Raw genomic sequence first — 22,844 nt, 5'->3', positions numbered from 1 at the left:
CTTCGTGGACCTTCAGCTTCCGGTAGCCGGTGCCGTCGCACCGCAGGCAGGAATCGATGCCGCGGCAGGCGGCGCAGGCCGTGGACGCCTCACACGGTAGGTCCCCTCGGCCCTGGCAGCGCGGGCAGGCGGTCTTTCCGTTGTCGCAGGGGCAGAAGTCTTCGGTCACCGAGTCCCGCCGCACCAGTTTCACCGTCTGCGCCCGGGTGAGGTCCTTCGGCGGGGCGATGCGGTGGCGGGCCAGGGAGTCGCACTCCGGCCGGTCCGACAGGTCGATGTGGCCGTAGTGCTTTTGCCGCTGCTCCATACGGGTCTCGATGAACCGTATGACCTCGCCTTCCAGGAGGGTGTACCAGGCGATCTGGGGGGCAGCTCCGGCCCGGGGGCTTCACCCCGGTCTTCGATGCATCGCCGCACCGCCTCCAGGACGTCTTTCTCGTTCAGCGCGCCGCTCCCTCTGCCGCCGGGCTCCGGTCTCCGCCTTTTTCTCCTGCGGCCGCTATCGGCACTGCGGGGCGGGGCCCGTATCGGGACGGTAGCCAACCAGTCGCCCGGTTGCGGTGCATTCCCTGCAATTCCATACCAGGCTCACTCCCGCGTGGGGGCGGTGGAGTCTTGCGTGACGGCCGATCCGGTGAAGGAGATCGCCGCCGGAGGCGGCAGAGTCCCGCTGGCCTTCGGTGGCCTCCTGTCCCGCGTCGGGGCGGTCTGAGCAGAGGCTGTAGGGCATCGGGAGCAGGGGCGGTGCGGCTTTCTTCGCGCCTTCCCGGATCATCACTGTCGGTGGTATGACTTTCACCGAGCGGAAGCTCGCGGTGCAGTCAGGGGGAGTATGGGTACGTCACGCCAGTCGTCTGGGTACTACGCCGAACCTCTGTTCACCGAGCTTCCGAAGCCCTCACAGACTCCTGTGACAGTGGTGTCCCCCATGATGGCACCGCCTCCCGCTCTCACACCGAAGCAGATCTTGGTCCACCACTCGGCCGATCAGTGGGAGGAGTTCGTTTACGAGTGGGTGCTGGGGCTGAAGAAGACGGCGGGGTATGTGGACGTAGTGGGCATGGGGGGCTCCAACGACCGCGGCGCCGACATCGCAGCTTTCCTGACGACGAGGAAGACCGACGACCGCTGGCATTGCTACCAGTGCAAACACTACGAGAAGGCCCTGACGCCCCATGCGGCCTACCCGGAGATGCTCAAGATCTTCGTCGCTGTCGCGGAGAAGCAGTACCAGGTACTTCCTGAACGCTATGTCTTCGTCGCACCGAAGACCGGCGCCTCCCTCACGCAACTCCTGGCCAAGCCTTCCGAGCTCAAAGCCTCGTTCTTCAGGGAGATCGCCAAGCCGGGCAGCAGATTAACGGCCGACTACGACGAAGCGGTACTGCACCGGGCGCTGGATCTGGCCCAGCAGACGGACTTCTCTCGCTTCGAAGCCGGCAGTCTCGACACGATCCTTGAGCAGCATGCTACGACTCCGTACCACGTGAGGCGGTTCGGTACGCGTCTGCCGGAGCGGCCCGCTGTCCCGAAGCCTCCCCCGGAGCACTCCGCCGATGAGGCGCGCTACATCCAGCAGCTTCTGCGTGTCTACGCGGAGAAGTACGGCTGTTCGCCGCACTCCCCGGATGAGGCGCGTGCGCACCCCAGGGCAGGGCGGCACCTGCAGCGGCAGCGTGAGGCCTTCTACTGCGCCGATGCGCTGCGTGTCTTCGCCCGGGACAGCGTGCCTCCCGGCACATACGAGTCTTTGCAGGACGATGTCTACGACGGGGTGGTCGAGGTCGAAGAGCGCGATTTCGGCACCGGCTACGACAGGCTCAACGCTGTCTTGGACGCCGCTCGGGACATGGAACTCGGCGCCAATGTTCTCGTCTCCTATGTGCGACCCAACGACCGCAAGGGCATCTGTCATCAGCTCGCCAACGAGGACCGGCTCACCTGGTGCCAGGAGGAGGAGCGGTGAATCCCCTCAACAGCCCGCTGGAAGTCGGCATGCGCGCCTTGGTGTTGCTGTCCGAGTCCTTTCCGGAGCCCTTGGATCTGGCGCAGCTGGTCTATCTGGACCATGCGATGCTCCACAGCGGCGACATGAACGGCCCACCGAGTCTGCATCCTTCCCTGCCCGCTGGCCCGGGAGAGCTGGCGATGAAGCGGCAGCTGATCGAGCAGGGACTGCTCGTGCTGCTGCGCGCAGGGCTGGCTGACGTCCAGGCCACCGCGGACGGCCTGGTCTACCGCGCCTCCGAGGAGGGTCCGGGCTTCGTGGACATCCTCGAAGCCCCCTACATCGGCGCCCTGCGGCAGCGGGCGCAGTGGGCTGTCCAAGCCCACGCAGGACCTCGCGTGGATGCCCGCGAGGCAACGCAGGCCATCACCAAGCGGTGGGCCGAGGAACTGCGCGGCGGCTTACCCCTGTCCGGGAGTGACCATGAGTAGTCTCAAGCTTCTGCACCTGACCTTCGCCGGAGCCGGGAAAGAGACGGCACAGGTCGCCTTCGGCTCCCGGCTGACGGTGGTCTACGGGGCCTCCGACACGGGAAAGTCCTTCGTCACCGAGGCGATCGACTACATGCTCGGCGCCCGCCGCCTCAACGTCATTCCCGAAGCCGAGGGCTACTCCCAGATCCTCCTGGGCCTGGCTTTGCCCGACGGCAGTGTCATCACGCTCATGCGCGCCCCGCGATCAAGCCGTATCAGCGTCTTCGAGGACGATCTACGCGAGCTTGTCTACCGGGCACCCGACTTGGTCCTGTCGGCGCACCACACCCCGAGGAGTTCCAAGAACCTCTCGCGCTTCCTGCTGGAGCGGCTCGGGCTGGGCGGCGCCCTGATCAGCACCAACGACAGCGGAGGCACCAAGCTCCTGGGCTTCCGCGACCTGCTCCACCTGTGTCTGATCAGCGAGACCCGGATGGTCTCGAAGGTGTCGCCTGTCCTGCGTACCTCCGGGCCCAGCGGGCAGACCGCCCATAAATCGGTGCTGAAGCTGTTGCTCACCGGCGCCGGTGAGCAGGCCGCCGCCACCCGGCCGAACGCCTCGCAGCGGCGCGTCCACAAAGGCAAGATCGACTTGCTGGACAAGCTGATCTTGGATCTGCAGCAGCAGCTCACCAACCATGGTGCGAATCAGACCGCACTGGAGGAGCAGCTCCGGCGCATCATCACTCACCTGGACGCCCGGGCGGTGTCGCTGCGGGATGTCACGGCCCGGCATTCAGCGGCTGCCGAGAAGCGGGCCACGCTGTCGGTGGGGCTGGGCCGGTACACCGAGCGCCTGGCCGAGGTCGATGATCTGCTGGGCCGCTTCGAGCTGCTGCGCAGCCAGTACGAATCCGACCTCGCCCGCCTGGCGATGATCAGCGAGGCGGGAGGCCTGCTCGGCTACTTCCACACCGGTACCTGCGTCTTCTGCGGCGCGGAGCCCGAGCACCAAAGGACCGGCCACGACGAGCAGGAGACCACCGCGCTGCACACCGCGGTGGCCGCCGAGACCACCAAGACACAGCACCTTCTGTCTGACCTGCTGGTCACCATCGAGGGGCTGCGCGCCCAGCGACAGGACCTCGCCGACCAGCGCGGCGCCGCCCTCGCACAGGCCGAGGCCGCCGACCGCGAGATCACACGCATCGAAGACGAAGAGCTGCGCCCCCTGCAGAACGAGGCCACCGAGCTGATGACCGCCCGCTCCCGGGTGGAGCGGGAGCTCGGCCTGCACACCCGGATCCAGGAACTCGAAGAAGTCCGCGCCGGTCTCGTCGCCGACGGAGCGCTGCCGAGCGGCCGCCCCAGCGGCAGCATCCCCGCCAGCACCGTGGTCGACTTCGAGCAGACCATCCAGCGCACACTCGACGCCTGGCAAGTGCGCAGGGCCGGCGAGGTGTCCTACGACCAGTACAGCGCGGAGCTGTCCCTGGGAGACCGCCCGCGCGCAGGGCGCGGCAAGGGCATGCGGGCCGTGCTCCACGCAGGCTTCGCCGTGGCGCTCGCCGACTTCTGCCTGCGCCGGGATCACAGCCACCCCGGCTTCGTCGTCCTGGACTCCCCCCTGGTCACCTACCGGGCGCCGGGAGGAAGGGACGCGGCGCTGCCGGAAGGCGTGCGGCACCACTTCTACCGGCACCTGTTCACCGACTTCGCCGGCCAGGCCATCATCGTGGAGAACGACGACCCGCCCGCGGACATCGTGGAGCAGGCGCAGGTGTACCTGTTCACCCGCGAACCCCACAGCCAACGCTTCGGTTTCTTCCCCGCCGGTCCCGGACACTCCCCCACACCATCGGACGAATAGAGCGGCGAGCAGTTGCTCATCGTGGGCTCGGCCTGCACGCACTGGCCTCGGCCTCCCCTCCCTCGGAGCCAGGCTGGGCGGCTTGGAGCACGCTGCCGCGCCACAGAAGAAAGGGAGGACAAGGGGCCTGCGGTCACGGTGCAGTAGCCGGTCTCTTAAGTCAGAAGGGGAGCATGCGGCGCAGACCGCGAAACGCCTGGTGCGCATTGTGCAGGAGGAGACCGAGTACACGGCGGGCCGCACTGCGGCGGTACTCGTGGTGCGACCAGACCGCCGGCAGGACCACCCCGACGTAGAACAGGAGGAACACGGCCAAGGCCAGAACTCCGAGCGGGGTGAGAATCTCGGTGAGGGCGAGGAGTGCTTGCTGCACGGCATCGGTGACGGACACAGGGGCTCCTGGGCAACGAGGGTCACTGGGCCGCTGGCTGCGGCAGTTCCAACGCTTCCTGTCCAGTGGGGTGTTCAGCAGCTGTATACGAAATACTGAACACTGCTTGAGCGGCACGCCTGTCGAGAGGGCATCGCCCCGGTACCGCGCAGCCGGATGTGCTGGACGACTGAGCATCGGAGGGGGCAGGTGGCGGTCGGCGCGCCTGTGGAGGGCGGAGAGGAAGGCTTCTTCGCTGAGCTGCGCCGGTTGGGGCAGCTCTACCGCACCCATCTGGAGGAGCGTCCGAGCCAGCGGAAGCTGGCGCGAGCGGCTGGCGTCGCGCCGGCCACCGTGAGCGGATGGCTGAAGGGTGACCGCTTCCCTCAGCGGGAGGACTCCTTGGTCACGGTGGTCAAGGAACTGCAGAAAGCCGCTCGGCTCAAGAGCGGCATCCCCCAGGAGAGCCTGCATCTGCTGGATCCTGCCAGGTGGCGCGAGCAGCACCAAAGCGTGGTCCGCCGCCGGGCGCAGGTTGTGCAGGCGGGCGTGCAACGCGAACGTGCCGTGAGAGCGCTGGAGGCGCAGGACGCAGCAGCGCGCCTTGCCAAAGTGCCCGACAAGCCGCGTCCGCTCATGCAGTGGCACCCTCGGCACCTGGGAGTTCACCCCGCTGTCCCCGGTACTTCCGAGAGACTGAAAACTTCTGCCTCGGCAAGTGCTGGCGGCGAGGGCTTTGTCCTGCCGGCGTACGTGGAGCGTGAGCACGACCAGCACCTGCGGTCCTACCTGGGCAGAGCAGCGGACAGGCAGGAGACGACGCTCGTTTTGATCCAGGGTGAATCCAGCACCGGCAAAACCCGCACAGCCTACGAAGCAGTACGTGCCTGCATGCCCGACTGGCAACTGCTCTTCCCCAAGGGAGCCGAGGACCTCGTCGAGGTGCTGGAGAACGGCCTCTTGTGTGCACGCACCGTGCTCTGGCTGAACGAAGCCCAGGAGTTCCTCCTTGGGCCGCACGGCGAGGAGGCCGCCGTACGGCTGCGGCGGTCTCTGGAGCAGCCCGGTCCTGCGGTGATCGTCATGACCTTGTGGCCCAAGCACTACAAGGCCTTGATGGACCGGCCCGATGTTCCCGGCAAGGACCGGCACTCACACGCCCGTGCCCTGCTCGCCCAGGCCATGGTGATCCACGTTCCCGTGGCATTCCAGCGCCGTGCGCTGGAGGACGCGCATGCTACAGGTGACCTGTCTTTGGATGTCGCAGTACGCGTCAGCCGTGAGGGCGCGGTCACCCAGGCCCTGGCGGCAGGCCCTCAACTGGTCAACCACTACGAATCCGCCGACGGGGTACCGGCCTGCTACGGCAAAGCGATCATCACGGTCGCGATGGACGCACGTCGAATGGGCCACTCCTCCGCACTTCCGGATCGGCTCTTGGAGGCAGCCGCTCCCGGTTACCTGACCGAACCACAACGCGCCGCAGCGCCAATCGACTGGTTCTCCGGCGCCTTGGCCTATGCCCAGATCAAGATCAAAAATGTCGTCTCCCCCTTGGAGGACATTGCCGTGTCGGGCAGTATGGGGGCAGTATCTGGGGTGTATCGGTTGGCCGACTACCTCGATCAGTACGGCCGGACCACTCGCCGCTACACGTTCCCTCCCACTGCTTTCTGGGAGGCCGCGCAACGGATCGTCACGGGTGCGGACGACTTGTACAACTTGGCGGACTCGGCCCGGCGCCGAGGCAGAGGGGCCCTGGCCGACACCCTCTTCCGGCGGGCCGCCGACAGAGGGGACGGGCGCGCCTGGGAGGAAATGGCGCACACGCGCTACGTGCGAGGTCGCCGGACAGAAGCGGAGAAGCTGCTGTGGAAGGCCTATGCGGCAGGCGAGATCGAGGCCCTGCTGACGTTGGCCCAGTGGCACGAGGACGACGGCAATTGGGCAGAGGCGAAGCGTGTGGTGCAGCAGGCAGCAAACTCAGGTGCCGTGCATCCTCAGGTACTGCTCTTCCTAGCGCAGGAAAAGTACGCCGACAGCAGTGATGAGACCGAGCGCCTTATGCGCACCGCAGCGGATCTCGGCGATCCGGAAGCCCTGGCCTCTTATGGGCGTCGCCGAATGCTCACCGGAGATGCGCAGAGCGCGGAGCGGCTTTTCCAACAAGCCATTTCCTGCGGAAATTACGAAGCTGCGGGCGAACTGATGCGCATGCGGCTCCTCCACCAAGGGAATGTGTCCGGCGCCGAGAAGGCAGCACGGCAGGCAGCTAGCCTTGGAGACTTCTTTGTGCTGGCAACCTTGGCTCAGCTCCTGATGGACGTGGACCGGGCTCATGGGGAACAACTGGCCCGGCAAGCCGCTGCCTTTGGTGGCCTCCCCCCATCACGCATGGTGGACCTGTCCCCATGGCAGTACCTGGGCAGAGGCCATGCTCTCGCGCTGTTGGCAGATTTGGCCGAAGCCACCCAGGGACGCGGGGCGGGCGAGAAGGTATATCGGGACGCAGCGGCGGTCGGAGACCTGCATGCGATGACTCGACTGGCCCAACGTAGAAGAGACCTCGGTGACGTTGCCGAAGCAGAGCGGCTGTACCGCTGCGCAGCCGAGAGCGGCCACCTCCCGGCTTTGACCTCGCTCGCCTGGCTGCGGCTGGAGGCCGGAGACGCAGCCGAAGCCGAGCAGCTCTGCCGAATCGCACTCGACGCAGGAGAGCCCATAGCGTTGAGCGCCCTGGCGGAGACGTGGGAGGAGACCGGCCGCCAGGAGAAAGCCGACCGACTGCGCGAGCATGGCTTGGACGCGGACGGAGCCATCGCGGAACCCTGGCTCCCTGCCTGACGTCCCCAGGAGAAGCGCGTTGGAGAATGGAACCTGCGGTTGAAGAGCCTGCATTCGATCTCCATCAATAAGAGAACTCGAGATAATCGATCCTCTTCAACGTGACCGTCTCCAAAGCGCTTGGGATGCCATCGCGATGGAAGTAGCTCGCGGCCAGAGCTTCGCTGAGAAGCTGGTGGAGCTCTGCTTCAGGCGCGTTGCGGTGTCGAGCCCGAAAGAGCCTCTTGAGGTGGGGACTTGGCAGGCTGAGAGTGAGGAAGCGCAGGCGTGGATCGTCAGTGGTTCCGGCCGCGGCAGTGAATCCGAACCAAGCGCGGAAGGAGACAGTCATCTGTCCGTCGTTTTCCATGATGGCAGCGTGGGCGCGCCAGCGTACGTGAGGCTGCCACAGGCGCAGTGTTTCTCTTTCGATGGCATCGCGCAGGGCATCGTCAGTGGGCGGGTCGCCGGCGAGGATGCGGAACACGGTGTCGGAGTCGGTGCCGAGGCGGGTGGCGAGGGCGTCGTGGTCTCCTTTGACCTGCTGGAGCAGGTACTTCGTGCGGGCTCGGTCCGAGCGTGGGGGTTGGCGGGTCCAGTGGCGGGCGTCGGCGCGGTCGAGGGCTTCTTGGACGGTGTCGGCGTACAGGCGCAGGGACATGAGGGCGTGCCTTTCGCTGAGATGGCGCCCGGGGCGCGGGAGGTCCTGGGAGGATCGGCGCGTGCTGATGGGCGAGGAACTGGAGCGGCTGCCGCGGCAGCCGGTATGGATCGCCGAGGAGACCACCGCGTCGTTCCTGCTGCGACTGGCCGCGCTGAACGGGCTGTCCTTTGACGCGCTGGCCCGGCACGTGGGCGGTCCGCGCGGTCTTCCGGTTCCCGATCCGCAAGTGGATGAGGTGTGGCTGGGGCCTGTGGTACGGGAGCGTCTGGCGCGGGTGTGCGGTCGGCCGGTGGAGCGGCTGGAGCGGGCTCTGCCGAGCCTTGGGGAGTCGCGGATTGCGCCGAAGGCGCGGCGGCAGGTGCGGGTGGAGGCGTGGTCGGGGAGTCGGCGGCCGGTGCAGGCGTGTGCGCTGTGCGTGGCCGGCCGGGCGGATCGCCCGGTGTGGCGGGTGAGCCGGGACACCTGGGCGGTGTGCGTGCGGCATGGCCGGTGGATCGGTGAGGCGCCGGGGCGGTTCCAGGTGGGGGTGGCGCAGGTGCCGGGTGTGGTGGAGGCCCAGGAGCGGCGGCAGCGTCTGGAGCGCACTTCGGGGTTGTACGCGCGGGCGCTGTTGGCGGATGCATCGCAGGTGGCGGTCTATTGGTGGCAGTGCCGCCAGATGGGGGCCAAGGGGGTATGGCGGGAGCGGCAGGCGGCGCTGGGTGTGAGCCGGGCTGATCTGTGGGCGGTGCCGCTGGTGGTGTGCCCGGAGGTGGTGGTGGTCGCGGAGGCGATGGCGGTGCGGGAGCGGCAGCGGGCGGTGGGGCGCAGTTTCGCAGGAGGGCCGGCGGGTTGGACGACGGGCCGCTGGGTGGCGTGGGTCGGGGAGCGGCTGGGCATGGCCGAGGAGATGGCTGCCGGTGGGCATCGGGCGTTGGAGGCGTGGCTGATGGCGCACCGCAACACGATGTCGGTGAAGGAGCGGTTGGCGTTGCCGCGGCCGCCGGAGGGGTATCGCAGTTGGCCGCTGCGGATGATGCGGCCTCATCTGGATGTGCCGCGCTTTGGGCCGCTGGAGGCAGCGTCGTGTCTGCCGTGGCGGCTGGGGTCGCCGATGACGAGTGTCGCCGTGGTGCGCTGAGGGCGTCTTGGTGGCTAGGTGGAGAAGCTGCGAGGTCATGCGGCGTTTTTGATGTAGCGGGCGGGGTTAAGGCCGCCGTCGTGCATCTGGCGGTACCACTGCAGGGTCTGGGCGCCCTCTTCCTTGACGTAGCCGGGGTTGACGCCGAGGTGGAATGCGCCAGTTCGGCCGTTGCTGTCCGTGTCTGGGGGAACGACGTCGAGAGCGGTGGGGTGGTGGGCCGGGTAGAGGACGCAGTCTGACAGCACGGCCAGAGGATGGCGGCCGGTGGCTTCCAGAGTGCGGCGCATCTTGCGATGCATGTTGGTACGGGCGCGGGCGATGATGGCGGCGCGGATGTCGGGCCGCCAGGTGCGGGTGTTGAGCGCGGGCCACGGCTCGAAGGGAGCTCGGTGAGGATCGCGAGGGCCGGCGCGGAGTTTGCCGATGCCGCCTTTTCCGGTGGTCTTGATCGCGGCGAGCAGGGAGAGCAGAGCGGGGTCCTGTTCGGGCAGGGCTCGCATGGCGTGGAGGAAGTCGGCCTGGGTCATGTCCGGGGTGATGCCCAGATCGTTCATGGTGGCCAGGTAGGCGTCACGCAGGTGTTCGTACCAGGGGTCGAGGTAACGGCCGCTGTCGTAGCGCAGGTAGGCCTCGGTGGGGTGGACGGCGGCGCCCAGTTCGACGGCGTAGGCGAGGGTCGGGGTGGCGTACCAGGCAGGTCCGGTTGGGGGCTGGCCGGTGGGAGTGAAGGGCGAGGGCAGTCGCGGGTCCAGGTCGATGTGTGACAGGTCCGCGTACCAGCAGCCGGGGATCTTCTTGTCGAAGGTGGGGTGGATGACGTGTTCGGGGGGCGCGTTGAGGCCGACGGCGAGACTGCTGGCCGCGACGACGAAGGCGAGGTTGATGTCGAGGCCGACGACGTGTGGGTAGGCGGTCTCCTCGGTGGTGAGGGGGCGGTGCCAGTCCCAGGCTTCTTCGTTGAGGGCGTCGGCGGGGTTACGGTCCCGGGCGAGAGGGTGGGCGTCGTGGGCTTCGGGTGGGGCGGGGGGCAGGGGGTGCCACAGGGCGCCGGGGTTGTTGCCTGACACCCATTTGTTTGAGTCGCTGCGGACGGAGCGGGTTGGGGGGCGCAGGGTGGTCATCAGTTCCTGGCCGCACACGGCGGTGGAGCCGCAGGGAGTCAGGACGCGGTTGGCGTAGGTGCCCAACCAGCGGGCGAGCTGTCCTGGGGTGAGGTCGGTGGGCGGGTTCCACCCGCCGGTGGTGAGGGCTCCCCAGGGGGTGACGGCGAGCTGAACGCTTTGGCGGTGGCCTTTCTCTTTGATGGGCCGGTAAATGCGGGTCCAGGGGCTGAAGCCGCGGCGGGTGAACTTCCAGCCGTCCGCAGTGATTGCGGCGCACCAGGGGTGATCGGGAGGCAGGCGCAGGGCTGCGCGGTCCTCGAGTTCGGGGGGTAGGCCGAGGTAGTCGGTTGCGGAGGGGGTCAGGACGATCAGGGGGTCGGCGGGCCACCCTTTCTTGGCAGGAGATGGCTGGCCGATGCCTGCGGTCAGGGCCCAGTGCAGGACGTCGACGATGGTGGCGGCCGGACAGGGACGGGCGGTGCCGTCTGTGAGATGGGCGGTGAGTGCGGTGTCAGGGGCGTCGAGGACGGTCAGCGGGCCCGCCGGGAAGTGTTTGCTGGCTGGCGGGCGGCTGGCGCGGGGGGCCTTCCTGGCCTGTGCCGCAGAGGTGGGCATGGGCGCTGATGTCCGCGCAGGGGCTGGGGGCGGCTCCGGTTTCTGGGAGTGCCTTGCGGAGTCTGCCGGCGAGGCCGGAGTGCCTTGCTGGTGGGCGCGTTCTCGGGCGAGCAGACCGTTCAGCAGCCGAACGTAGGCGGTGCGCTGGGGCCCGGCCGGTTCGACGAGGCCGGTCTCCCAGGCTTCGACCAGGTCGGGGCTGGCCTGTAGGGCGGCGCCTATCTGTTGCAGGGACAGGTTCGCCGTCTGTCTGATCCGCTGGCGCTCGCTTACTTCCGGCAGTGGGGCGGCGGTCTGCGCCAGCAGGGCATCGACGCGTGTGAACAGCTCGGCGGTTGAATCGTCTTCCACGGGGCGGGAACCTGCCACGCCGCTGCGCCGGGAGGGGCGTTTGTCGGCCAGTGTGGTGATCGTCTTGTGGCCGTGCCTGCGGCAGGGCTCGGGAATCCGGCAAGGTCACGTGTGCTCTCCAGCAGTGCCGACCGCGGCAGCGGCGTATCGCAGACTGGCGGTAAACCGACTATTTGGCCGATGAGCGGTCCTAGGGTGGCCCGCACCGCGGACAGACAGAGCTGCCGACATGGCAGAGGCCACTGCGCGGGGATGACCGGTGTGGGTTCGAGGGGCGGCAGCAGGGGGTGAGATGGCTCGGGGGTTGGAGGTTGTCCATCTCAACGAGACCGGCGACCGGCGGGTCACCACTCCTGCGGCCCGGGCCGGTGGTGTGCCGCTGACCCGCCGGGAGGCGGTCTGGCAGCCCTCCCGCCATCCTGCGGAGCGCAGTATCACCACGCTGTGGTGGGCGGCGACGACCCGGCGGCTGGTGGGCTGCCGGTCGCTGGACCGGCTGTCGATGGCGATGGTGCTGGATTTCAACCCCGCGGTGGTGGAGTTGCAGGCGTGGTCGGCGCAGCTGCGGTGGAAGGAGAAGGGCCGGGTGCGCACGCTGGTGCCGGACTTCTTCGTCCGCACCGCGCAGGAGGCCACAGTGGTGGTGGCCTGTCCCCCGGCGGCCGGTCCCAGTCAGCGGTGGACGCGGCAGGCGGAGATCCTCAAGGAGGCCTGTGCCGAGGCCGGCTGGCAGATGGGCACGCCCAGGCTGCCGACCGCGATGGCGCTGGCGAACCTGCGCTGGGTGGCCCGCTACCGGCATCCGCGCTACCACGACCCGGCGGTCGCCCGGGCCCTGAGGGCGGTGTTCGCCCAGCCGCGCCCGCTGGCGGAGGGGGTGCGCGCGACCGGGCTGCCGAAGCTGTCGACGCTGCCGCGGCTGTATCACCTGCTGTGGCGGCGTGAGCTGGGGATCGACTGGAGTCGTGCGTTGGGGCCCGCGTCGGTGGTCGGTGCGGTGCGCGGCCAGGAGCCGCTGGCACTGCGCCGCCCACTGGAGGTGGAGCAGGCATGAGCCACGGCAGCAAGGTTCGGCTGCCGGCGGCGCGGCGGGCGTACCGCGGGGTTCTGACGCCGGGTGACTCGGTGCGCTGGCAGGGCAAGCTGTACCAGATCACTGCGCTCTCGGGCAGCAGCGTGCACCTGGCGCCGGGATCAGGGTCGGCGGTCGAGCCCGCCGTGGTCCTGCTGGGCCTGCTGGTCTCCGCTCCGGACTTTGCCGTCGTGGACAGTGGCCGGGCTCTGCCTGCGGCGAAACCGCTGCCGGACTGGTCCATGTTGGAGGCCATCAGCGAGGGCGCCGCGGTGGAGGCGCGGCTCTGGGAGCGGCATGTCGTCGAGGTGGACACCGGACTGCTGCCAGACGCGGCGGAGGGCGCCCCACCGCGTGAGGGCTATGACCCGGCCCGGTTCACGCTGATCGAGCGCTACCAGCGCAAGGCGGCCGAACTAAACGCGGTGCTGGCACTGGGGGTGTCCTGGCAGACCGTGCAGCGCAAGAGGCTGCGGTACCTGGAGGATGGCATCTGGGGGCTGGTCGACAAGCGCCGCACCCGCGCCCCGTCCCTGCACGGGCGCACCGATGCGCAGGTGGTGGCGCTGCTGCTGGAGATGATCGAGGAGCGGCAGGACCGGACCGACATCACGGCCCGCAAACTCTTCGGCGACCTGCGGCGCGCCGCGCGCTACCGGCTGGGGCCCGAGGTGCGTGTTCCGGCCGAGCCGACCCTGTACAAGCTGCTGGTGCGGCTGGGCTTCGACGCGCGCCAGCTGAGCGGTCCGACCCGGCGCCGCAGGGACCGCGCCAACCGGCCCCTGGCCCCGTTCGGCATCACCACGGCCACCGCCCCGGGGGAGCTGGTGCAGATCGACTCCACGTCGCTGGATGTGAAGGTCCTGGGCGATGACGGCCTGCCCGCGCTGGTGGAGCTGACCGCCGCGGTGGATGTGCACACCCGCAGCATCATCGCCGCCGTGCTGCGGCCCAAGACCGTGCGCGGCAAGCGCAAGGCCCGGCAGCAGCGGCGCTCGCTGCTGCCGGGCGGGCGCAGCGCCGGCCGGGCCACCAAGGCGGTGGACGCCTCCTTGCTGCTGGCCCAGGCGGTCGTGCCGACGCCGATGCGGCCAGGCTTCGCCCCGGAGGCGTCCGCGGAGTCCTCCGACCTGCCCTACGAGGAGCTGGTGGAGGTCGACGAGCGGATCGCGCACGCGGTGGCCCGGCCCGTGATCGTCCCTGAGGTGATCGTCATCGACCACGGTGCGGTGTTCGCCACCCAGACCTTCCGCGACGCGTGCACCTACATGGGCATTTCGGTGCGGCCGGCCCGCAAGCGCACCCCGACCGACAAGGCCATCGTCGAGCGGACGTTCAAGTCGATCAAGTCGCTGTTCAGCCAGCACCTCAACTCCTACACCGGCCGGGACGCGACCCGGCGCGGCAGCCGCCCGGTGGAGGCGGACCGGCTGTGGACGCTGCAGGAGCTGGACGACCTGCTGCAGCGGTGGATCCCGCTGGGCTGGCAGAACCGCCCGCACGAGGAGCTGCGCAACCCCTACGACCCGAACCTGCCGCCGCTGTCACCGAACCAGATGTACGCCGCCAGTGTCCAGGCCGCCGGCTACCTGCCCATCCCGCTCGGCCAGGACGACTACCTGAAGCTGCTGCCCACCGCCTGGGTCGGGGTCAGTGATGAGGGCATCCGCTTCAAAAATCGCACCTACGAGAACTACGAGGGCGGCCTGGAGGCAGTCCGCCACCGGTCTTCGGGTCTGCGCGGCAAAAAACGCGGCGGCTGGGAGCTGCGGTACAACCCCTACGCGCCCGAGCGGGTGTGGCTGCGCGACCACCGCAGCGGCGCGTTCATCCCCGCCGTCTTCAAGCACCAGCACCTCATCGGCGCGCCCTGGACCCAGTACCTGTGGGACATCGCCGCCGCCGAGCACGTCGAACGCGGCGGCCGCTGGAACGACGAGGTTGCCATCGCCCAGGCGCTGGCCGACCTCCTCGAACGCGCCGGCCACGGCCCCGACGAACCCGGCACCGTCCTCCTCCCCGACGGCTACACTCCCCATCTCCCCGACCCCGCCCCGCCCCGGTTCGACCCGTACGCCGACGCCGCCCCCGTCGACCTGGACGCGCTGGGCGCGCTGTCGGCCCTCGACATCGACGACCCGACCCTCTACGCCCCTCCCCCGGCCGCAGCCCCCGGCGAGGGCACCTTGGGGACGGCTCCCGCCGGGGAGCCCGCGCCCGGAGACGGCGGCGCCGTGTCCGGAGGCTGGGCCGAGCCCCTGGCGCTGGATGCCATCGGAGACCTCGCCGATGGCCTGCCCGCCGACTTCCACACCACCCTCGGCACCCGCCACCGCCCCGGCACCGGCGCTCCCCCGCCGGACGAGGCCGGCCCGCCTCGCACGGAGGAATGATGCAGCACCCGGCCATCGACGACGCCGACATCCGCCTGCTCGACCAAGCCCTTGAGCCCACCCGTTCCATCGCGCCCCCGCACCCCAGATGGCTCAACACCCTGGCCAACTGGCGCAGCTTCGCCGCTCTGGACCGCACTCCCCCCGATCTGGCCGACAGCCCCCCGCCCGGCCGGCCGGTCGCCGACAACGACGCACGGCTGCGCTACCACGCCCTGCTGCCCACCGTGCTGACCCCGGCCGTCAGCACCACCCTGCTCACCGTCCACCAGCAGCTGCTGGCCAACCGGGAACGCACCCACGGCAAGGTCGGCGTGATCATCGAAGGGCCCCGCGGCACCGGCAAGAGCACGATCTTGCAGTACGTCGGCCGCTACTACGAGAACAAGATCGCCAGGCTGTACGAGCCGGACCAGGACCGCATCCCCGTCATCGCCCTGCGGGTCCCCGCCGCCGGCCGCGGCGGCCACCGCAACTGGCCCGCCGCTTTCGCTTCCTTCCTCGGCCTGCCCCGCGACGGCGGCAGCGACCCCACCCGCACCATCTGCCACACCATGCGCGCCGCCAAGACCCTCCTGGTCCTCATCGACGGCGTCGAACAGCTCCGCCCCGGCACCGACACCGAGGACTCCTTCGCCTACCTGGAGGAGATCAGCGAGACCACCGGCGCCACCTTCCTCTACGCCGGCCGCTCCGCCCGCGCCATCGTCGACCCCGCCACCCGCGACCGCGAAACCCCCCTCGACGAGCACGAAGACGTCTGGGGCGACCACCCCACCCTGCGCACCAGCCGCATCGGCTACGACGACGAGAGCCGGAAACTCTTCGCCCGCATCGTCCGCGAGTTCGATAAGAACCTCCGCCTACGCCACCACCAGACCGACGACCTCACCCACCTCCACCCCTACCTCCACCAGCGCAGCAAGGGCTACCTGCGGGCCCTGTCCCACCTCATCGGCCAAGCCGCCCAGAAAGCCATCCTCACCGGCCAGGAACGCATCACCCACGACCTCCTGGACACCCTCACCCTCGGCCGCAGCCTCCGCCTCTGAAGCTCACTGCCCTTTCGCCATGGGCCGCCACTCGCTCAAAGGGATCGTTGTGTACCCATCCCTCAGACGGGTGAGTAGGACCCGAGCCCTCTCCCCGGAGTCCTCGGCAGTGATGCCGGGTGGAGGAGCACCGCTCCTCCACCCGGCATGCGATGGCGCCGCGTCAACAGCCCATCGCGGAGAGGGCCTTGTCCGGGTCATAGACAGAAGAGACCTCTGCTGCGCCGTGCTTTGTTCACACTCCACCGACGCTACAAATATTCCTACCAGCCGCCGCCTAACTTCCCGTCGCAAATCCTGACAGAGATGAAGCGAAAGCGGACCCGACCTGCGGGTTTACCGAACGAAGTCTTTCTTCAAAACATCCTTCAGGCACCATTTTCTGAAGAAGCGAGCATCACGTATTTCAACTTTCGTCAGAGACGGTGCACACCTGCTGATGAGGTCGTAGATGATGACTGCATCGGCAGCGGCTGGCGTCAACCGGTCACTACCGACAAGTCCTTGTCCGGGTCTGTGGGACCAGGCCGTCCCGTGAGTGACGCCTGTCCCTGCACGAAGAATCGAGAACACATGCGCATCATTTACCCCTGCTCGCACCTGTGGAGCCGGGCCTTCCCCTGGCGCATCTCCTGTCAGTCCGGGTCTTTCCCGGAGTTGTACGCGGTCCGTCCCCCGGCCCCTGTTGCTGTCCTGGCCATCGTGCTGGCGGCGACGGCCGTGCTGGTCATGCTCGGTTGCACGCCGCAGGTGGCCATGGCAACAGTGCTCGCGGGCGGGTTGACCGCCGCCGAGCTGCGCCTGCTTCTGTCCTGACGCCTCCCGCGGGGCACCGGCCCCATCCCGGTGCCCCGCTCTTCCATGGAGAAGGAGACGCCCTGCCATGGCCCGCCCCAGCAACAAGCTTCCCGAGGAACACGACCTTCCGTGCGTCGCGTTCGCCACCGAGCTCCGCGCTCTCAGAGAGCGTGCCGGGCTCACCCTGGCTCAGCTTTCGGCCCTGTCGGGGCTGTCCACAGGGACTCTGTCGACCGCGCAAAACGGCATGAGTGTGCCAAGCGAGAAAACCGTGAAGGCGTTCGTTGAGGCCTGTGGCGAGAGGGACACGGAACCGTGGGTGGCGCAACGAGAAGCCGCCTTGCGTGGGAAGCGCCCTCAGCAGGCATCTGTTTCCTCCCAAGCCATGACAGCCGATGACTGCGGGGAGCGAACGGCGTGGCGCCAGACATGGTCACGCTGGGAGAAGAGCGGCAAACTGACACCTCCCTCCGGTGCCTCGAGCACGAAGGCGCTGGTGTTCTGGCTACGAGGACTACGTGCCTACCGTTCGGTCTCGTTCCGAACCATGGCGCGCAGGAGCGATTACTCGCACACCACGCTTGCCGCGATGGCCAACGGCTTCCATCCCATAACAGTGCGCGGGTTGCTGGCTTTCCTCGAAGGTTGTGGTGTCGCCACGTTCGCCGAGAAGATCGAGTGGCTGGCGCTGCTGGAACGTACCTCAGCCAGTGCCCGCCGCAGCATGGACGCAGCACGTGAACAAGCGCGCATGAGAGCGCTGATATCCGGTGGCGGACAGACCCACGTCTCTCGTCCCGGCGAAGCACTCACCGACGCTTGGCAGCCCGCTGCGGCCCGGCCGAGGCGGGGCCGGTCCGCCTGGCCTCGGCAGCGAGCCGTCCATGTGGACCCCTTCCTGCTGAAGGCCGAACTGCAGGCACTCAACAGGTTCTACGGAGCCGGCTTCCTGCCCATCCTCGCCCGGCACACAGGTGTTCCCACCAGGACCCTGCAGCGCTACCTCAAAGACGAGATCCCCTTTCTTGCCGGAGACCACAAGGACCGCCTCGCCGCCGCCTTGATGCGGATGGGAAGCTCTCCTCCACCGCGGGAGCGCCTAGCGCTCATTCTCCCGCCACTGGCCTACGAGGCCAGCACGACAATCCGTCGATGAGGCGTTGATCATCCAACACCCGGGTGGTAAGGCACCCGACGGCGACCATGGGTCACTGGCTCCCGATTCCCAGGCGGCCGGAGCAGAGACGCCTCAACGGTGCAGGAGCCCATTGGGCAGCGCCGATCAACAGGGCGTCCCTTGTAAATCCTCCAGACGGACAGTCCCCGGGGTTCATGGGTTATTTCCGTCGCGGGCTGGCACAAGCGCGCTCTAGCGTTGTGCCTATGAGTGAACACGTGGCGGTGAAGGACGCGCTGCAGAAGTGGTTGGAGGACCTGCGGACGCACCCACCCCAAGCATGGTCCGCCGCGGAGCTGAGCGGCCGCGCCTCCTGGAAAGCGGTCGACACGGCGGTGACGGACCTGGCTCCGGCCTCCCGCCGCCCGGATCTGTATACGAAGGACGGAACCGCGCTCAGCGGCACCGTAATGATCGACATGACCGGGCTCGGCCGGGTCGCTGAGGCCTTCGCCAGCGGCCTGGAGGTACCGGTCGAGAAGTTGGCCGCTGACATTGCCGCGTTCTGTCTCCGTGACACCCCTGAGGTGCAGACTTGGGTTCTGCTGGACATCGAGCTTCCGGAAGGTACGGAGCTGACGCTAGGCGACTACCGGCTGTGCGCCGCCAGTGCCGATGATCTCGTCCGGCTCATGCCTCTGCCTTCCATGCGGCGCTTCCTGCGGCCGCCGAGCCTGGACCCGGACACTCTGCACGGCGCGGCCTTCCTCCAACTCCCCCGGCCTGACGACTCCCCTTATCGGGGCCACTTCCTTCTGCCCGACCTCGACATGCGCCCCGAACGCCGACACCTGGATGTCCTGCTGACCTTGCAGCTGTGGGACCCCGATCACCCCCTCCACCCCGAGGCGTACTTCCGGGTGGAACCCGGACGCCGTAGTGACCTCCGCTCCGGAGCACCCGTCATCGAACCGCGCCACGATCACTATGGCGAGGAAGTGGGAGAAAGCCATCGCGCGTACGGCTATGTCGTGACGGACTCCGAGCTGCCAACCTTCACCGCGTTCTGCACCACCGTCCATACCCTGGTCGGCGCAGTCCGTTCCCGCGTCGTCATGAAGGGAAACAGGAGGGGAGACCCGACGCCGACCGCTCGTGCGCTGACCAGCGCGGCCAGTCGCCTGATGCGGGCCACCCAACGCACCTGGGGCGGCACCTACGTCGATGAGGCAGAGGCTGACGACGTGCTGCTGGACTACGTCATCGCCATGGAAGCCGTGGCAGCTGCTGACGGGCAGGGGGACAGCCGACGCCGGACTCATCAGCGGGCAGCGGCTCTGTGGGATCAGGACGAGGCCCGCCTGGCCGTAGCCGGGGTGATCAAAAAGGCGTATGAGCTCCGTTCCAAGTATGCCCACGGGGAGAAGGAAGGAGTCATCCACTCCAAGGACGGCACGACCGATACCGAGCGGCTGGCCGACATCCGGCGCACGGCGTTCGGCGTGTTCCTGCGGTGGCTCGTCACCACCGACACCATGGGTGAGCAGGTGCTGAGCGACCTGGACCGATCCTTGCTGTCGAACCGGGAACGCCATCGCGTGGCCGAGATCCTCAACGCCTTCTTCACGGCCTCCCCGCCCGCGACGACGGCATACGGGAAAAACTGACGAGCCCCGCCTGATCGTCCGGCCAGAGTAGGTGAGGCGGTTCCCGTGGCCGGTCGGCTCGACGGCGGTCCAGCCCCGCCGGGCGGCTCCTTCTGCAGGCCCCGTTACCTTCACGGCCCGCAAGGAGGCTCCCGGCCTCTGGCTCCGGCATGACTTGTGCCTCCAGGGGCCGGAACAACCGCGGCGATGCGCGGCTCCCCGTGTTACGAGGTGGGCACGTCGGCAGGATGGTCAGCAGCAGATCGCCATTCGAACACATCGGGGTGTTCAACGTCCGTCCAGTAGCCATACCGGTCACCAAGTACCGACAGCAGTGCCTGAGGGTCAAGAGAGCCATGGCGGATGACAAGGCCAAAGCCGCGCGCGGTGCTCACGGCAGCCATGGACAGGTGTGAGCGAAGGGCGTGTTCCGTGAACGCCTCAGCAGGAACAGGAGGGTCGTCGGGATGTTCGGGGGCTTGCAGGACGGCGAGGATGCGAGCTCGGTGTTCCTCTGAGTCGTCCGGGGACGGGTGCAGGCCCTGCTGCTGGATGCGATGGTTTCCGACCGCGTTGGCGATGGCGGTCAGCAGGTGCCAGTCGCGCCACCCTTCCTGCCTCAGTTGTGTGACCGTACGCCGGAAGCCGGAGTCTGTGGCCAGGCGAGGAAGGGTGTAGCGCACGATAGGGAGCATGACGGCATAACGGTTGCGGGTGATCTCGAGGGCTGTCTCATGCTCGTAGCCGGGTCCAGGCCCGGTTCGGGTCGGCAGGGCAGTCGTTTTCGCCTGGCCGTGCGGCGTACCTGCTCCGACGGCTGGGTCGGCGAGCGCAGCCATCGTCTGGTAGTCGGCGGGCCGCAGGAAGTCGGCCAGTTCGTCGTAGGGGCGGCCGGCGAGGAGCTTGTGCCAGAGGCCGCCGGCGAGCGCCTGCTCGACGAGGTGCATGAAGGCCTCGTCGGAGAGCAGTGACTGGGAGATCACCACCCTGATCAGGGCAGTGAGCAGGCGGGAGGGCTCTGTTTCCAGGTGTACGGGGTCAGCCGCGGGCAGGCGCAGCCTCCACCGGTTGGTATCCCGGTCGGCGCTCTGCTCACAGACAGCGGGCTGGTCATGAGACAGGGTGGTGTCTGCGCGGATCTCGACGCTCAGGCGTCCGGGAAGGAACAGCGGGTCCTGTGTGGCGAGTTCACCGAGGAACACCTGAAGTGCTGCGGTGTAGCGTTCGGCAGCAAGTACCGACGGCCGTTCGTTCGGGCAGGTGGTCTCCCAGTCGACGCCGAGCGCGTTCCAGGCGTAGCGGCGTGTAGGACCGGCGTCGCTGAAGGGCCGTCCCACGCCTTGGGCATCGGCCTCCTTGGCGTAGGTTTCTTCGGTTGCTGTGGGGGCACCGGCGGTCGGGGCGAGCATCTCGTCGATGACGGTGTCGATGCCCACGGAGGCGGTGATCGCGCGGAGCAGGGGAGTGAAGCCGGGCCGCACCGCGCTAGCCACGCGCAGGGTGAGCGCCTGGTCGGCCATCATCTCCCAGACATAAGGATAGCGTTCGTGGTTGTACGACTCGTCGCAGTAGGCGTTCTGCGCCATGAGGCCGATGCAGAACAGGCGGGTGGCAGAGATCCAGTTTCCAGCCTGTCGGTCGTAGCGGGCGGCGAGGATGACGCCGCGAGGGATGAAGCGGCGAAGTTCGGGGTTAGGTGCGGACTTCGCGGCGGTGGCGGCTGCGAGCGCGTGTTGCTTGGCGGCGATGGGCAGGCCGAGTTCGCTGTAGAGGCGCGCGCACAGCAGCAGCATAATCAGGCCGCCCTCGAGGGTGTCGCCGCGCAGCCAGTTGGCTTTGGCTTCGTGGATCTCCTGGAGTGCTTGCGGAAGGCGGCCGCTCTTGATCAGGGCGTGGCCGCGGGACTGGGCGCGTTCGCCGCGTGCGGTCTGGCCGGTGACCCGGTCGGTGGCCTGATCGAGCAGGTCGCGGACCTCCCGGTACAGCGGGTGGTCCACCAGTACGGGTGTGAGGTAGTCGAAGAGGTCGGCGGTGTGCTCGATGGGGAACAACGGCGCGTTGTCCAGGTGGTGGCCCAGCCGGTGCAGGGTGCTCATGGCAGTGTCGAGGTCGGTGAGCGGTGGTCCTGTCTGCAGGGCAGGTATCGGCTCACCGGCTTCTACCGCTTCGACAACGGATGCGGTGACTTCCGCGACGGTCGGCAGGTCCTCGGGCACGGATTCGAAGTCGGCGGTCATGTCGGTGTGCAGAGCCAAGCGGGCCCGCATGGCCAGCAGATGAGCCATGGCGTTGGCGGGCGGTTCCGCCTCCAGCAGGCGGTCGATCTTGTCGGCCAGCAGGTGCTGCCAGCCGCACAGCTCGTCTGTGGATAGCGCGGTAAGGCCGCGCAGCAGCGCCCCGAATGCGTATCCGAGGAGCACGACGGCATCCTCGAGGATTCCCGGATCGGTGAGGGTGTCGTCGGAGATGACCGTGTCGAAGAAGTCACGGGCCAGTTGGTCCGCCGGGCGCATGTCGCCGAGGCCGCGCAGGGTTGCCACGACAATCTCGTAGCGGGCCCGCAGAGCGGTGTGCTCCCCCGCTGCGGCAACCAGCAGGGCACGTACGTGGCCGATCCATTCCGGCAGGTCGGCCCGCGCCTCGTCGTAGAAGGTGGCGTGGCGCAGCGGGCCCCGCAGGTCCACCAGGTCGCCCAGCGTGCGGCCGGGCTCGTCGCTCGCCTGCCACCGCTGGCGGGCCTCGACGTACCAGTCGGGCAGTTCGCCGGCCCCGTCCGGGCGCGGCGGAGCGAGGTCGGAGGACAGGTGGAGGTACTGGACGGCGAGGTAGAACAGGTCGTAGTCGGCGAGGTGGACGGCGAGGGCGGCCGCGTCCCAGATCTCCAACTCGACCTGGTGCGTCCGAGCGGCTTCGTCGATCAGGTCGTGCCGCTTCCTGGTGGGCACAGCGGTCACCGTGAAGTAGATGACGCGATCCACGGGTGTGCCCCGCCCACAGATCGATGCCAGGTCCTTTCGGATCTTGCCCGGCACCTTGGTGCCCTGGATGGTGCAGGCCATCACCACCCGCTTGGTGGAGGCCAGCGCCGCGAACAGAGACGTGCCGGGCAGCTCCTGGGGAATGTTGGTCCAATGGCTTTCGGCGTCCCGGCCCTGGTCCCCGCCGCTGCTGACGGGCCCGGTCGCCGGCAACAGGTTGCTGGTGATCCTCCGGCGCGCCAGGCCCAGGCACAGAGCCTCGAACTCGTGGTGGCTGTTGCTCTCACCGAGAATGCTCAGGGCGAAGCGGATACGCCGCTCAAGCTGGACGGCGTCATCGCTCACGTCGTTCCCCCTGGTCTCACTGCCGCAGTCACGCACGACCAGTGTCCAACACCCCACCGACATCCGTGGCGCGCTCCCCCCTTTCGGCTGCAGCCCGTCTCCG

The 22,844-nt window shown here is 68.3% G+C and carries 15 protein-coding genes; 11 read left to right on the top strand and 4 right to left on the bottom strand.

Going from position 1 to position 22,844, the window contains the following annotated elements; all coding sequences use genetic code 11:
* Positions 1-928 precede the first annotated feature (928 nt).
* The 3 genes from BM237_RS24905 to BM237_RS24895 are packed head-to-tail and all read left to right on the top strand — an operon-like array spanning position 929 to position 4,291.
* Complete coding sequence (locus BM237_RS24905) at positions 929-1,966, top strand: ABC-three component system protein (RefSeq protein WP_245794024.1); 1,038 nt, start codon at positions 929-931, stop codon at positions 1,964-1,966.
* Entirely contained in the window at positions 1,963-2,439 is a 477-nt protein-coding gene (locus BM237_RS24900; RefSeq protein ID WP_093851982.1) for an ABC-three component system middle component 2, read from the top strand. The genes BM237_RS24905 and BM237_RS24900 overlap by 4 nt, the downstream gene beginning before the upstream one ends.
* Entirely contained in the window at positions 2,432-4,291 is a 1,860-nt protein-coding gene (locus tag BM237_RS24895; RefSeq protein ID WP_093851981.1) for a hypothetical protein, read from the top strand. Before BM237_RS24900 ends, BM237_RS24895 begins: the two co-directional genes overlap by 8 nt.
* Positions 4,292-4,451: 160 nt before the next feature.
* Here BM237_RS24895 and BM237_RS24890 read toward each other — a convergent pair whose 3' ends face one another.
* A complete protein-coding gene (locus BM237_RS24890) occupies positions 4,452-4,682 on the bottom strand; it encodes a hypothetical protein (protein ID WP_093851980.1) in 231 nt (76 codons plus the stop codon).
* Positions 4,683-4,871: 189 nt separating this feature from the next.
* Here BM237_RS24890 and BM237_RS24885 point away from each other — a divergent pair, with 189 nt between their 5' ends.
* A complete protein-coding gene (locus BM237_RS24885; RefSeq protein WP_093851979.1) occupies positions 4,872-7,505 on the top strand; it encodes a tetratricopeptide repeat protein in 2,634 nt (877 codons plus the stop codon).
* A gap of 64 nt (positions 7,506-7,569) precedes the next feature.
* On the opposite strand, the gene tpg is transcribed toward BM237_RS24885, so the two are convergent.
* Entirely contained in the window at positions 7,570-8,145 is a 576-nt protein-coding gene (gene tpg, locus BM237_RS29430; RefSeq protein ID WP_175541125.1) for a telomere-protecting terminal protein Tpg, read from the bottom strand.
* A gap of 67 nt (positions 8,146-8,212) precedes the next feature.
* On the opposite strand from tpg, the gene BM237_RS24875 reads away from it, so the two are divergent.
* The gene (locus BM237_RS24875; protein WP_245794039.1) at positions 8,213-9,268 is read left to right on the top strand and encodes a TniQ family protein; all 1,056 of its coding nucleotides are present in this window, start codon (positions 8,213-8,215) and stop codon (positions 9,266-9,268) included.
* Between the two features lie 35 nt (positions 9,269-9,303).
* Here BM237_RS24875 and tap read toward each other — a convergent pair whose 3' ends face one another.
* Positions 9,304-11,340, bottom strand: a complete 2,037-nt coding sequence (gene tap / locus BM237_RS24870) for a telomere-associated protein Tap (RefSeq protein WP_093851976.1) — start codon at positions 11,338-11,340, stop codon at positions 9,304-9,306.
* Positions 11,341-11,632: 292 nt separating this feature from the next.
* Here tap and BM237_RS24865 point away from each other — a divergent pair, with 292 nt between their 5' ends.
* The 6 genes from BM237_RS24865 to BM237_RS24840 all read left to right on the top strand — a co-directional run bounded on the left by BM237_RS24865 (position 11,633) and on the right by BM237_RS24840 (position 19,439).
* Positions 11,633-12,394: a TnsA-like heteromeric transposase endonuclease subunit gene (locus BM237_RS24865; RefSeq protein WP_093851975.1), complete on the top strand. Its 762-nt coding sequence runs from the start codon at positions 11,633-11,635 to the stop codon at positions 12,392-12,394.
* A complete protein-coding gene (locus BM237_RS24860; RefSeq protein WP_093851974.1) occupies positions 12,391-14,805 on the top strand; it encodes a DDE-type integrase/transposase/recombinase in 2,415 nt (804 codons plus the stop codon). Before BM237_RS24865 ends, BM237_RS24860 begins: the two co-directional genes overlap by 4 nt.
* On the top strand, positions 14,802-15,857 hold the full coding sequence (locus BM237_RS30370) for an AAA family ATPase (protein WP_093851973.1): 1,056 nt from the start codon (positions 14,802-14,804) through the stop codon (positions 15,855-15,857). The genes BM237_RS24860 and BM237_RS30370 overlap by 4 nt, the downstream gene beginning before the upstream one ends.
* Positions 15,858-16,430: 573 nt before the next feature.
* Positions 16,431-16,673 carry a hypothetical protein gene (locus tag BM237_RS24850; RefSeq protein ID WP_093851972.1) on the top strand — a complete coding sequence of 81 codons (243 nt, stop codon included), beginning with the start codon at positions 16,431-16,433 and terminating at the stop codon, positions 16,671-16,673.
* A 67-nt stretch (positions 16,674-16,740) separates the two neighbouring features.
* Positions 16,741-17,811, top strand: coding sequence for a helix-turn-helix domain-containing protein (locus BM237_RS24845; RefSeq protein ID WP_093851971.1), 1,071 nt, complete (start codon positions 16,741-16,743; stop codon positions 17,809-17,811).
* Positions 17,812-18,038: 227 nt separating this feature from the next.
* Positions 18,039-19,439: a HEPN domain-containing protein gene (locus tag BM237_RS24840; protein WP_139238170.1), complete on the top strand. Its 1,401-nt coding sequence runs from the start codon at positions 18,039-18,041 to the stop codon at positions 19,437-19,439.
* A gap of 203 nt (positions 19,440-19,642) precedes the next feature.
* On the opposite strand, the gene BM237_RS24835 is transcribed toward BM237_RS24840, so the two are convergent.
* The gene (locus BM237_RS24835; protein WP_139238169.1) at positions 19,643-22,741 is read right to left on the bottom strand and encodes a hypothetical protein; all 3,099 of its coding nucleotides are present in this window, start codon (positions 22,739-22,741) and stop codon (positions 19,643-19,645) included.
* Positions 22,742-22,844 lie beyond the last annotated feature (103 nt).

Origin of the sequence: Streptomyces mangrovi (assembly GCF_900114215.1) — a bacterium.
Taxonomy (GTDB): domain Bacteria; phylum Actinomycetota; class Actinomycetes; order Streptomycetales; family Streptomycetaceae; genus Streptomyces; species Streptomyces barkulensis.
This window is presented reverse-complemented; position numbering and strand designations above follow the sequence as displayed.